Source organism: Desulforapulum autotrophicum HRM2, assembly GCF_000020365.1.
GTDB classification, from domain to species: domain Bacteria; phylum Desulfobacterota; class Desulfobacteria; order Desulfobacterales; family Desulfobacteraceae; genus Desulforapulum; species Desulforapulum autotrophicum.
Genome location: NC_012108.1, coordinates 5050568 through 5063159 on the forward strand (window position 1 = coordinate 5050568; position 12592 = coordinate 5063159).

General features: G+C 48.8%; 15 protein-coding genes. 4 read left to right on the top strand and 11 right to left on the bottom strand.

From position 1 onward, the window contains the following. Positions 1–45: 45 nt before the first annotated feature. From HRM2_RS22170 to HRM2_RS22185, 4 genes are read right to left on the bottom strand one after another with little or no spacing between them, the layout of a single operon-like run. Positions 46–696, bottom strand: coding sequence for a methylenetetrahydrofolate reductase C-terminal domain-containing protein (locus HRM2_RS22170; RefSeq protein ID WP_015906267.1), 651 nt, complete (start codon positions 694–696; stop codon positions 46–48). A 27-nt stretch (positions 697–723) separates the two neighbouring features. Beyond that, positions 724–1128: a cytochrome c3 family protein gene (locus HRM2_RS22175; protein ID WP_015906268.1), complete on the bottom strand. Its 405-nt coding sequence runs from the start codon at positions 1126–1128 to the stop codon at positions 724–726. Next, positions 1125–1526, bottom strand: coding sequence for a (Fe-S)-binding protein (locus tag HRM2_RS22180; protein ID WP_015906269.1), 402 nt, complete (start codon positions 1524–1526; stop codon positions 1125–1127). Before HRM2_RS22180 ends, HRM2_RS22175 begins: the two co-directional genes overlap by 4 nt. Positions 1527–1547: 21 nt before the next feature. Then, entirely contained in the window at positions 1548–2231 is a 684-nt protein-coding gene (locus HRM2_RS22185) for a protein TmcC2 (protein ID WP_015906270.1), read from the bottom strand. A 287-nt stretch (positions 2232–2518) separates the two neighbouring features. Here HRM2_RS22185 and HRM2_RS22190 point away from each other — a divergent pair, with 287 nt between their 5' ends. Next, complete coding sequence (locus HRM2_RS22190) at positions 2519–2818, top strand: hypothetical protein (protein ID WP_232364122.1); 300 nt, start codon at positions 2519–2521, stop codon at positions 2816–2818. Positions 2819–2934: 116 nt separating this feature from the next. On the opposite strand, the gene HRM2_RS25640 is transcribed toward HRM2_RS22190, so the two are convergent. From HRM2_RS25640 to HRM2_RS22220, 7 genes are all read right to left on the bottom strand, one after another. Next, positions 2935–4026 (bottom strand): hypothetical protein, encoded by a 1092-nt coding sequence (locus HRM2_RS25640; RefSeq protein WP_049770500.1) that lies wholly within the window; start codon positions 4024–4026, stop codon positions 2935–2937. A 45-nt stretch (positions 4027–4071) separates the two neighbouring features. Next, the gene (locus HRM2_RS27930; RefSeq protein ID WP_041273440.1) at positions 4072–4329 is read right to left on the bottom strand and encodes a hypothetical protein; all 258 of its coding nucleotides are present in this window, start codon (positions 4327–4329) and stop codon (positions 4072–4074) included. 28 nt (positions 4330–4357) lie between these two features. Beyond that, on the bottom strand, positions 4358–4507 hold the full coding sequence (locus HRM2_RS27250; protein WP_187149301.1) for a hypothetical protein: 150 nt from the start codon (positions 4505–4507) through the stop codon (positions 4358–4360). Then, the gene (locus HRM2_RS22205; RefSeq protein ID WP_015906273.1) at positions 4507–5580 is read right to left on the bottom strand and encodes a hypothetical protein; all 1074 of its coding nucleotides are present in this window, start codon (positions 5578–5580) and stop codon (positions 4507–4509) included. The genes HRM2_RS27250 and HRM2_RS22205 overlap by 1 nt, the downstream gene beginning before the upstream one ends. Next, entirely contained in the window at positions 5580–6632 is a 1053-nt protein-coding gene (locus HRM2_RS22210; protein WP_015906274.1) for a phosphatidylserine decarboxylase, read from the bottom strand. Before HRM2_RS22210 ends, HRM2_RS22205 begins: the two co-directional genes overlap by 1 nt. Before the next feature lie 16 nt (positions 6633–6648). Then, complete coding sequence (locus HRM2_RS22215) at positions 6649–9048, bottom strand: hypothetical protein (protein ID WP_015906275.1); 2400 nt, start codon at positions 9046–9048, stop codon at positions 6649–6651. Positions 9049–9755: 707 nt separating this feature from the next. Further along, the gene (locus tag HRM2_RS22220) at positions 9756–10589 is read right to left on the bottom strand and encodes a DUF4405 domain-containing protein (protein ID WP_041273441.1); all 834 of its coding nucleotides are present in this window, start codon (positions 10587–10589) and stop codon (positions 9756–9758) included. A 210-nt stretch (positions 10590–10799) separates the two neighbouring features. Between HRM2_RS22220 and HRM2_RS22225 the strand changes: the two genes are divergently transcribed. From HRM2_RS22225 to HRM2_RS22235, 3 genes are all read left to right on the top strand, one after another. Next, on the top strand, positions 10800–11162 hold the full coding sequence (locus HRM2_RS22225) for a cupin domain-containing protein (RefSeq protein WP_015906277.1): 363 nt from the start codon (positions 10800–10802) through the stop codon (positions 11160–11162). Between the two features lie 22 nt (positions 11163–11184). After that, a complete protein-coding gene (locus tag HRM2_RS22230) occupies positions 11185–11976 on the top strand; it encodes a 4Fe-4S dicluster domain-containing protein (RefSeq protein ID WP_041273442.1) in 792 nt (263 codons plus the stop codon). A 97-nt stretch (positions 11977–12073) separates the two neighbouring features. Next, the gene (locus HRM2_RS22235) at positions 12074–12571 is read left to right on the top strand and encodes a hypothetical protein (protein WP_015906279.1); all 498 of its coding nucleotides are present in this window, start codon (positions 12074–12076) and stop codon (positions 12569–12571) included. Positions 12572–12592: the final 21 nt, after the last annotated feature.

Below are 12592 nucleotides of genomic sequence, written 5' to 3' on the forward strand. Positions count from 1 at the left end.
CCATGGCCCTTTAATTTTAATCGGAAAATTCTGCTTGACGACCGCCTACCGCTCCTGGACAAGGGTTCTCTGGACCTGATTCTGCCATTCCATGGCCGGCGTGATTTTCATGATGTTGTCCAGCCGGTCCTGTTTTTTCAACCGATTGTATATCTCTATCCAGGCACAGGGGACATTGGGATTTACCTCGCACATGCCTTTGTTTGTACCGCCGCAGGGCCCGTTGAACAGCCCCTTTGCGCAGCGGGTCACAGGGCAGACGCCGCCGGTATAGCCAAGGACACAGGCACCGCATGCCCGGCACCGCTCCTCATAGACACCGATCTCACGATCGATTCCAATGGCAACGGTATTGACTGCGGGAAAAATGGGTGTTTCAGGATAGGTTTCGGCCAGATACTGGCAACCTGCACCGCAGGCCATGGAAAGAACGCAATCATAGTTTCCAATGATGGGTTGGAGTTCTTCAAGAAAGAGTGGGTTGCACTGACGCTCAAGGGTGTATCCCGTTGCACGTGCAGGTCGATTTTCTGATTTGAAAAAGAAGTTGAGGTCCATACATAACCGGTCTACCTCTCGTTGCCCGCCGCCAAGGCATACCGACGCACAGCCGCCACACCCCACAATCAGGAGTCTGTCATAGCCTTGCACTGCATCTATGATCTCTTTGAGGTTTTTTTGTTTTACCTTAACCATTGTCCTTCTCCAACCATAAAATCATCATTAATTTTTGTTTGTGTGGCAGTCCCCGCACATTTCAGGGGTTTTGATCTTTGCCTGTTCTTTTGTACTTTTAATGTGGCAGCCCATGCATTGGTGATGGAACGCCTTTGTTGTATCAATGGAAGCGTCTGTATTATGACAGTCTTGGCACCGGATGTCTGGATTGTCTTCGTATAGTTCATCCTCGTCCTGTAAATTTTTACCCCCCTCATAAACATGGTGGCAATCCAGGCATTCAAGGTTATCCATGTGAAGGCCATGGGGGAAAAACACAGCGGAACGCTGGCGGGTCTCGGGCATTGTTTCCTGGTTCAGCATTATTTCGTCCAAATCGGCCAGGGCTGACAGGGGGAAAAAGGTAAGGCAAAAGAAAATCAGGGTAAGAAAATGTCTGAATGAATTCATTTCTGGGGACCTCTTGTCTCTTGACTGTAATCGTAAAAAACGTTCTGGGATCTGCAGACCTTCCTTGCAAGTGCTATCATCGAAGGGATATCAATGCCAAGGGGACAATAGCACCTGGTGCAGAGGACGCAGCGCTTCCATACAATGTCTCTTATTTCTTCAAGGGCTTCACGGGTGACGTTTCCCTTTTTTTTGTACAGGGTTCCAATGCTGTTGATGAATTTGTGGGAGGGCATGTACCTGGGATCTTTCTCCCGGCACTGATACAAAAAACAACTGTCTGCACAAAGGGAACAATGTGCACAACTCTTGAGTGATACCTGAATCTCTTTTTTCCTTGTCCAAAGGATTTCGTTAATTTTATCCGTGTCTACAGCCGGTTGAATCGGTGTACTCATGATAAGGGAGAGTCTGCAGATTTACCGCCAGACCCTGCTTCCTCCTTTGCCCAGGCTGTTTTGCTGGATTAGAATAAAACGGTTGATAAAAAAGTAGATCATATGGACGAACCTGCTAAAGGGAAGGATCATAATCAGAACCTCTCCTGCTGCCATATGTATCAGGATCATGGCATTATAATTACCCAGATGGTGGTAGGCAAAAATACCGGTCAGAAAGGGTGTCCCCACCATGGCCAACATCAGATAATCAGATGGCGTGGTAATCGCCCTTACGGCCGGGGCAAAAAACCGCCTGATCAGGAAAAACAGGCAGCAGACAATGACAACCATGGCCAGAAGATCTGTAACCATTTCCGGAAGGCTCGGAAAGCTGATGTCAACGGAAAGATCCATGAGAATATTGTGTCCAAGCACAAAGAACGGGGTTGCAATAAGGGTCAGGTGAAAAATCATAGTCACGATCATCATGACAGGATGCCTGCCAAACACGGTGAGCCTGAACTTGGAAAGTCTGTATCGGAGGCAGGTTCGATCTAAAATGGAGGGTTCTTGTTCCTGTGCCGGCAATGTATTCTGGCGGGGTGCGGCCTGCCTTGCCCTGCTCAGGGAGTAGAATGTAATGATCTGGTAGAGCGTTCCACTCAAAAAGAATAAAAACGAAATCCAAACCATAGGGCCTTTGATAAAATCGGAAATAAGCATAAGCAATCTCCATACGTTAGTGCGTTTGGCCGGGGGAGCAATGGAGGACTGCTGCAACTCACATTACACGTCAATGGGGGTTGTCGTACATTTTCTTCGTGTAACCCTAACCCGTTCCATCCTTCTCAATAGGGCGTTACCTTAAAACATTCTTTTGGGTAAGTAAAGTGCTCTTTTTAAAAAAATGACATCCATATCAAAGACTTTGATTACGAAAGGGATAAAACTATTCTGTCGGAAGACTTGGGAATAACCTGCCGCTAGAATCTTACACCTAAAAGTTACAATTGAACCGTGTAATTCAGGGGGGAGTGATCTGCCAGAAACCCGGGGGCATCAAACCAGGAGCGCTGGGAATCCAATGCCTTGGGGTGGGGCAGGCAATGGGGTTATCCTGCATGCAGAAGACCGGAAAACGGGAGAACCCCTGCAACAATGTCCCTGGCAGAAGCCACGCGGTAAATCAGGAAGAGAGTCCCATGCTCAGATTGTACAACCAGTTGGAGATTCGCCCCCGGGTTCCCCGGAAGATCAGAACAGAAAAACCGTTCTCCGTGCCTGGTGTCGTTCCCACAATGGCACACTGAACATGGCTGCCATTGTAGAACCAGCGCTCCTCCAGCCCGACTTTATTTAAAAAATAATTCCGGGCTGCAGATCTGTCCTAGGTCAACCCTCCCGGGACAGATCTCCAGACGCCATATCAGGCAGTCCAGTCTGCCTCCTGCACAGTTCGGACACTGCCATCTTCATTCAATGCAATGGATGATTTTTTAATTTTTGCCAGCAATTCATTGTTCTTGTCTTTCAGATCAAAGGCCGTGTCCACCCCCGCAAGGTAAATCGCCCCCATCCCGGCATCTTTGATCCGGGTGAGGCGCATCTCCCCGTCCTCATCCAGCCCATAGAGGGTCAACTCATCAAACACAGCATCATTTTCGTCAATCCAGAAATTTTTATCAAGGTCATAGGCTGCCAGTTCTCCAAATCCGTCTCCGGTTGAGGGGCCAAACAATTCGTGGCCGTCATTGATCACACCGTCTCCGTTTTTGTCCAGGGCTAAAAATCCGGTTCCCCATGAGGTCGCCTGAATTTCCTCTGGATTTCCATCCAGATCCAGGTCAAAGGAAAAACCAACCCCGGAAAATTGGGGGGTGGTGACCCCGGCATTGACAATCAGGGGATCGATCAAGGTCACACCTTTTTCTGACCAGGAAAAAGACTCTTCCCTTAAAAAGGAGCGCGCCATTTCCATTTCAAATGAAAAATTAATTTCATTGCCGTCCATGGTGCTGACAATCCCGTTTGCAGAAAACCGAGTCTGTTCAGATTCAAAAGAGGTGTGGGTCACAGATTGCGAATATTCATAGGCAGAAAGTCGAGGAGGCAATTGGATGACGTCACCCGGTGATAAATGTCTGTTTAACTGACTGATTCGACTCAGGTGAAAACAGCCTCCCGGATATTGCCGGACCACATTCAAATGGGTAAAATCATCCATGATGGCATCCAGCATCTGTTTCATTTTTTCCATTTCAGCCAGGAACTGATCGGTCAGCTCAATGGCCGCCTGACCCTGGACCAAAACCGGCCGGTACCATTCACCATTCCGGCCAGACGAAGATTCGGCAGTGCCGGGAGAAGGGGATTGACGGGATTGTGCTTGATCCCTGATTTGGTTCATCTTCTGATCCACCAGGTCCATAAATTTAAATTCCCGGGTAACTTGCTGCTGTGTGGTTTCAGAATAACTTCTTGACGAGAAAAGATTTAAATTGAAATTTTCAATTTTCAATGTCGGTCTCCTTTTACAAATTTTCAGCTGTCCCATCCTCTGGAATCAGCGCCGAAGGTGCGTGCCATCAGGGAATACCCCCTGCCTTTTTGTTGGGCAAGCAACATACAGACCATAAATCCATCTAACTGATTTATCAGGATAAATTAAAAATACCGAGAAAAGAGATCTCCCCTTTTTCCCGGTATTTTTTGCCTGGCACCAGCCAAACCTGCCATTATCAATCCGGCCAAGGGCCTGGTTTATCTGGCAGATCAGTTGATCATAACGTTTGTATGTACCGATTTCCTCGTCGAGCTCCATGAAAAAAGAAGGATGTAGGTTGGAACGGTTACCGTGTCCAGGCAAAGAAACAGCCAGGGATTGATGCCATGGTTAGGTTACCAAGCACGTCAAATGCCACCAGAAATTTCAAGACGGCATAGGCCCAGAGCAACGCCATGGCCTCGATAAATGATTTTGAACCCAGTGTCAGCTTCATCAGATCTTGCCCTTTTCAACATGAAATGAAATTTGTGCTCCCGTGACTGTACTTCTTCCGGTATAAACAAAGGTCATGATCCAGATGGATTCCACAAAAACCAGCATCCAGGGCGTCCAGAGTTCCCGAAGGCCCAGGCCAAGTCGAACCACACTCTCCTGGGCCGGAAACACAAGAACAATCCCCAGGGAATAGACCAGTGCCCCTGCTGCCATGAGTTGATAGGGGGTGATTTTAAAACCACCCCTGAAATCCGCCCGGAAAAATTCAGAAGCAATCCGCCAGACCTGGGTCACTACCAGGGTTTCCATGAACGCTGTGGCAAAATAACCATTCAGATAAAGCCCTGTTCCAACAAGGGCACTGATGGAATAAAGAATCGCAGTGATGATCTGAATCGGAATGATTCGTTCCCCTTCCAGTCCAGAGGCATAGGCGATTTTTTTGGTTGCTCCGGTAAAGACCAGATAAAAATGACCAAACAGCTTTTGTACCCAGGGGCTGCACAGGTGAATGGGTTTTCCATAGCAGCACCCGAAACTGATGCATGCCAGACGGCCCAGGCCTTCCCCATAGGCATAGGAGACGCAAATGGCCGATAGCAGAATGGTGACTTTCATCTGCCCCCCCTGTGTCTGACCCAAAGCATGGCCCGGGGCATGGCCCGGGATCAGATTCATCAGGCAGATCAGCCACGGGGCCACCAGGGTTCCGACAAATACAGCCCCTCCCACGGTCAGGGTGCCTCTCTTTTTTTCCACAATCCGGGCAACGATTTTAGCTGCAGGCATGCACACCCCAAGCAGTGCAAGGATGAAAATACAAAGTTTTTGGGCAGGGATGTCTGCTGAGGCACCCAGAATAAAAAAGATGACCACGGCAAAGGTATAGGCATTGGCGCTGAAAAGGCCGTAGTAGGTCAGGTTTAACCCCTTCCATCGTCCATTGTCACCCTTTTCCAGGGGAAGGGTTGCCAGGATCTGCCATTTTTCCCGGGGCAGAATTCGCCCCCCCCATGCAATGGCCACAGCGATTAAAACAGCGATAAATGCGATAAAAAAGGTCTGGTCCATTAGATTGCTTCTCCAATTGTTTCCCTTACATTGAGATCGGTTTCCACCAGGGGCCTTTCAAAGCCCCGGGTAAAACGGCTTTTGACATCTGACCGGTTCTGGTTCGCAAGGAGGTCCTGGGAAAATTGTATCCTGTTTTTCTCAAATATCAGCACGGTTGTGGAACTGCCCGGTGCAAACAGGCTTTTGGGCTGTCCTTTTTGAACAAAGCTGCCCGTTTTCAAAGGTTTCGGGAAATCATAGCGTTCAACGCTGTAGCACTGATCGATTCTGCCGATCATCATTGCCACAATTTCCACCATTGCCACCCGTCCCACCCGGGTTCCCCGATCCACATCCGTGTCAATAATGGTTACTGTCCTCCGGTTTTTTGAAAACGGAGTGACCGACTGCACCACGGCGCCCGGGTTGCACGAGTGATACGTTCCGTCGATTTCGTAGGTATCCACAACCTGCCCTGAAACAGGTGCATGGTTATAATGGTATTTGTCAGGGGTCAGCCGGAAAATGGCATAATCTCCCTGGGAAAAGACCTTTAGCCACTGGGCCTTATCCGGCCCGATCAATTCGTTGTAGAAAAAAAAAGTCTCCTTGATGAACAACATTTTCTGGGTGGGAAAAGAACCGGTCAGAACCCTTGCATCGGCCGGGGAGACCACACAACAGGGATCATCGGGCATGGGCCGAAATTCCCAGTACCGGATCTGACGTTCAAATATTTTTCGATAGGTATCAAAATCTTCAACCTGCCCCCAGATTTCCTCCGGGTTGATGTCCAGATCTTTGAATGCCCTGACAGCAAAGACGGGCTTATCCTCCCTGCCTGGGCCGGCTTTGGCAAGGCGCTGGTTGGTAAAGCGCCAATGATTAAGGTCATAATTGAGAAAACCCAAAAGAGAAGAGGCCCGTTTTGATACCAGCTGGTTGAACAGAAAAGGCGCATTTTCCCTGATGCGGGAATACAGGAGGTGAATAACCGGGTCACCCACAAGGCGTTCGGTCTCAACGGATTTGGTTTTTCTTTTGACATATTGATGAACAAAACGTTGCATTTCAGCCACCCCTGGGTTAGACGTTTCCAAATTCTCGGGTTTCTTTGTTCACGTATAAGATGATCAAAAACAGCAGTTTCTTGGTATTTTCAGGAGAAAGACGATTTTCAAAAAATAGCTGTTTCGCCTCTGCCAGAAAGGCTTGGCGTTCAGTATCTCCGAGAATGGCCCGAATGGCCTGTCCATGGGGCGACGGATTGAAACCGGCCCAGATATCCATTTGACGAAATTCCTGTTCCATAACGGCAAATCCTTCATTGATCTGTTTTTCCCTCAGCCCATTGATATAGTAGTGTTCTGCTTTTTTATTGAAAACCTCGCCCCTGAACCCCATGGGATCTTTTTTCTTGTCTTTTTCAAGGATCCCCTGGGTGAGGCGTCCACAGGCTGAAAAAGCGTCCGGATAGAGAATCCTTGATTCAAGATCCTGCAACAGTCCCTTCACGGAAAAATTATCCATCAGGCCCTGTGCATCTGTTTTTAACAGTTGAATGAGGGCCTTTTTATAATCAATCAGCCGGATCCGCGTATATCCGGGATATCTTCTGCTGATCCGGGTTTTTGTTATCTTTGAGACAATGTGCTGCAAAAACAGATTCTTTGTTCGGGTTTTGACATAACAGGTGGGCAGATCAATTGCGCTGCAGAAAAAGATCTGCCTGCGTTCACTTTCCACATCCGGGGTATCCGGAATCATGGCATGGGTGATTTCTCCAGTTAAGATGTAGTGGTACGCCAACACGGTTATCAGGTTCTGAAGATCCAATGCGCCCCCCATATCTGTCATCAGGTTTTCAAAGATGCTGAAATAACGGTGCTCAAATCCGCTGTACCCCATCCCAGCGTGTTTCCGGATTCGGACAAGCTGGTACAGGGGCATTCGTTCATCAAAAACCCCCATCTGGGCCAGGTCTTTTTTTAATTGTTCTTCATTGCCCTGGATACCGCTCAAGGCAGGGCTCTGATCCGTGCTCATGAGGGAAACGAAATAATCAATGAGCCTTGCATCGGGGATAAAATCGCCCTTAAGGCCAAAACTGCGGCTGATCATCCGGTCCAGCCAGACCGGGCCAAAGGGCGTCAAGGCCTGGCCCAGAATATTGATGTCTGCCTTGCGCTTCCACCGTCTCCAGATCATGCGAAGGTGGGTATAATCGATCTCATGGGGTAAAAACCCCAGGGCCTTTTCCGGATGGAAATCTTCAAAATTGAGGCGCAGGGGTGAGGCGCTGTAGGAGCCGGGGAACAGACACAGAAAATGTTCCGTAATTTTAATGACAAGGTCACCCAGGTGCTTTTCATGGAAGGCAGTGAAACCTGAGGCGGGATCCTTGAGCAACCGGCCAAGTTTAATGCTCCCCATGCTGATATGGGTGCCGTTGTTGGCCAGGCTTATGTTGGAACTGTTGGGCAGCGCCACCAGGTTGGTATTGATGATGCCGGCCTCCTTGAGTTTTGAAATCCCGTTGATCTGACTTCTGGAAAGGACTTTATGGCACAGCTTCATATATTCATGTTTTTCCTGGCCCCGGGTCCATCCCGACAGACAGGGACTCATGAAAAGAGATCGATAAAAGGCGTCTGAGATACAGTCATTAAGCTGTTTTTGCATCAACGGCGGTGACGAGGAGAAAAAGATCCTGATCTGCTGGCCATGGGCTTTCAGGCAAAACGTCTCTTCAGCATAGTTCACCAGAAGCTGGGTAAACAGAAAACGGATCAGGGTCTCTTTGGCCATTTTACGGCCAATGGACGCTGAACCGTTTGTTCGGACAGGGTGAAAGGAAAAAATTTCAGGAGAGGTGTTGTCATTTAAAAAATGCGCCATCATTTTTTCTCCGGTAATCCGCACCAGGGGATGGCCGCAATCATCACCACCAATGGCATGGGCAAGGGCAAGCTTGAGCACATAGCTGACAGGAACGCGGATGAATTCCTCATCATTTCGGGTAAATGTAAAATCTTCGGCATCGGATCGATCTTTGGAATCCGGCCTTGTCTTGTCCGATTTAAGGTCTGTTTTAAAGATATGACTGGCATAGGTATTGAGTGCATGTCTCGGGAACCTGACCCAGCTGTTTTCCCAGACATCGTCTGTTTTCTGATTCAGATAACGTTCAATACCCAGCATTTTTTTCCGGGAAGTGTCCCCGGAGGCAGCCCTTCGAATCATATTCTTATAGTAGTTGGATTCTTCGATGGTGATGGCAAGATCCAGGTCCTGCCTTTTTCCCAGGACCACAGCCTGGAATTCGTTTTCCGTACCAGCAGTGACATCCCTGGTTGAAAAAGGCAATGAGGCTGCAAATGCGTCTGTCGACCCGGTCTCTATTTCCATTATTTCCAGAAGAGAACCAAGGTCGGTCCGGGAATCTGAACAGCTCACCCCATCAATGGTTTTTAATTGTGCGGTCATTTTATCAACAAACCCCTTGTGTGTTTAGGCGATAGATCAAACAGACGTACTATCCCATGGTAATATTTTGAAAATATTACCCAGATGCTAAAATTGTGTTTGATCGGATCGGGTGGGCTAAACTCGGGGGGCTAAACGCAGCTCGAAAGATTTGGATCAGGGGCTGTTATTTTTTATAAGAAACTCATGTCGAAACATCATTGTGAAAGTCTCGACTTTCGAGCCCTCTTTGGTTTCCCTGATCGGAACATTGTAAACCAAAGGGGATAGGATTTTTGCCCTTCCAGGCGTTAAGAAGCGCAGGCTGTTTGAGGACTTTAGCCCGCAGTTCCTGCGCTTTAGTCTGGAAGGGCAGAAATCCCCCCGACGTTTACCGTTCCGGTCAGGGTAACCAAAGGGGGCGGAATGGTACTATCGCCTGCCCTGTATCATCGTGTTTCATATTTCGTTGTGTCCGCCAGGACATGTGGGTTTATATGAAACTCTCGTCGGACCGGTAGACGGGAACGGGTATAACCCTCCGCTCATTCTCGCAGCCCGTCCTGGGCTGCTCCGAGGGAAACGGCAGCTCCTTCAGCGTCCATGCTGACCGCTGCCGTTTAATCCGCTGCGGGCAATACCCGTTCCCGCCCACCTCTGCTGTCGAGTTTCTATATTCGTTGTGGCCAGAGCCGATACTTCGCTCCGGCCGTGCCGGTTATATGAATTTATGGGAGATCCAGGCCACGCAGCCGTTCAAAAACCGCCATGGGAGAGATGCCATTGGCATGGGCCATCTGTTTGATCGTCATCCCAGCCTCGGCTTTTATATCGTTCGCGTTTAAACCGCGAATAACTTCTGGAAGGGAAAGGTTATATTCACTGCAGACAGCCCCAAGGGTCATATTTCCGAAACCCGGCGGCGGGGACTCCGGCAACCCATCCTTGCCGGAAATTTCATCTTTCAAGGCAGGCTTGATCACCGCGTAAACCTGTTGGGGGATGAGACCGTTGTGATCGGCTATCTCTGCAATGGTATCGTTGTCACCCCCAACAACCAGGCCTGCCCCTTTAAGAAGGGTCATACTCAGCTCCAGATCCAGCCCCTGTTTTCTGGCAAAAACAGTTAAAGGGGAAAGTTCTGCATGGCCATAGGGCGGTTCACCATACTTTATGGCAGCCCGTTCCTTAATGGCTTCCCCAAGGGAAATAATAGATCCCATGGGGGCAATTTCATAGTATGTGCCGACCACAACCCCCAGGGTGAGCATCAAGGCAACAGTGAACGAAGGGGTAAATACCTTAATCTGCTTTGCTCTGTTTTTCATGTAGGCGACCAGGGCACGCCAGTTATAGTAGACATGCACCAGGCCCGAGACAAGCACGAGCACCCCAAGATTGATGTGAAGATTTCCCCACTGGTTTTTTGTCAGACCCCAGAGATGCCAGTCGACCCAAAAGGCAATCCGCCCCTGGGGAACGATATAAAGAATGATTGAGGTAAGGATCAACAGTGAAAAGGCGATCAACAGTGTCAGAGATGTGATTTTTCTAACCATCATGAAACCTCCCTATGATTTTATCCGTTTTTACCATTGCCCCGGGAAAAAAACAATTTCCATCTTTTTTATTTTTTTGACTTAGATCAAGGTCGTTACCATATTAATAATTCATAATGGGAAAGAAATCGCGCAGACGTTTTCAAACCTTTGAGAACCTGTAATCGCCCAATGAATAAAACAGATGCTTTGCTAAATTGAGGAGCAGACAACATGAATAAAAAAGAACTGATCAAAAATATTCCTTTTTCCGAAACCATTGATTTAAAATCCCTTGTGGACTATGAAGAGGGACGTGTGGTGAGCCGAACCCTGGCAAGCCAGAAAGCTGTGGGCATAACCTTGTTCGCCTTTGACAAAGATGAAGAAATCAGCGCCCACTCGGCATCGGGCGACGCCATGGTCCAGATTCTGGACGGTGAGGCCCTTATCAACGTGGGCGGCAAAGAAATCACGGCCGTTGCAGGACAGACCATTGTCATGCCGGCGGATGTTCCCCATGCCCTGTATGCCACGACCCCGTTTAAAATGTTCCTGGTCGTTGTAAAACGACCGGTTGAGATGAGCACTCTGTAATCATTTGGAAATGGAAAAACCCATGGAATGGACAGAACAAGCTGAAGATGCCATCGCCAAGGTTCCTTTTTTTGTAAGAAAAAAGGTTCGTAAACGGGTGGAAAAAGAAGCCGCACAAACCGGGAAAAACCAGGTAACCCTGGGGGAGGTCAAAGCCACCCAGACCCGGTTTCTATCGGGCATGGACGCTGAAATCAAGGGATACCAGGTTGAAACCTGCTTTGGCAGCGAAGGGTGCCCCAATAGGATCGCCTCGGCCGACGATCTGGTTGAACAGATAGAGGCCCTTTTCAAACAAGAAGATATTCTTTCTCTACTCCGGCAGCAGGTCAAGGGTGATCTTAAGTTTCACCACGAGTTCCGGGTAGCCGTTGCCCAGTGTCCCAACGGCTGCTCCCAGCCCCAGATCAAGGGAATCGGCATCATTTCAGCTGCCCGTCCCGGTGTCACAGAAGAAGCATGTATCGGGTGCGGTGCCTGTGTGGATGCCTGCCAGGAAGGTGCCATTGCCCTCACTGGGGATGGGGAACAACCTGAAATTGACTTTGACCGCTGCCTCATGTGCGCAAAATGTGTCAAGGCATGCCCCACCGGTACCCTTGCCACCGCAACACAAGGTTATAGAGTCCAACTCGGCGGCAGACTCGGTCGCCATCCAAGACTTGCCATGGAGCTACCGGGAATTCATACCCAAACCCAGGTGATTGAAATCGTAAAACAATGCATCCGGTTCTACAGGGAAAAGAGCCGCCATGGCGAACGGTTCTCCAACCTTCTCACCCGGGCTGAATTTGAAAAGATGGTGCAGAAATAATACATTGAAAACTCACCTTTCGGGATTGGCTGTTACCTGGGGTCATCAAAGTTGAAGTCTGAAAGTTGAGTTAAAAAATCAATAAAGGAGGGTTCCAATGAAACCATCATCGTATCTTCCAGTTTTTATCATTCTGGTGGCGGGCTTGATTTCAGGTTGTGCCGGCACCATAACCGGTTCAAAACAGCAGCAATTAAACCCTAAAAACCTTACCCAGCTTGAAAAGGGCCGTGAAACAACCGATTTCTGGAGGGGCAAAGACCTGACCCTCTCCTACAAATACCATTTGACCGGACCGACCCTGAAAATCAACGGGACCATCGCCCTTTCCAAACACCTCACCAATTACACGGTAATGGACCATCTTCGACTGAATCTCTATTTTGTGGATGCCGGAGGAAATATAGTGTCGCGGACACTTATATACGCGGCACCGCATCGAAGGTGGATCCCCATGCTGAACCTGAGTTTTAACCGTTTAATCACTGTTCCGCCAGGGGTTGAGGCTTTGGCATTTACCTATGATGGAAAGGTAAGTGATGGAATGAACAGTGATGGTGGCGGAATTTCGTGGAATTTCTGGAACGCCCTTTAATCGGGAACGGACAAAGGGCTA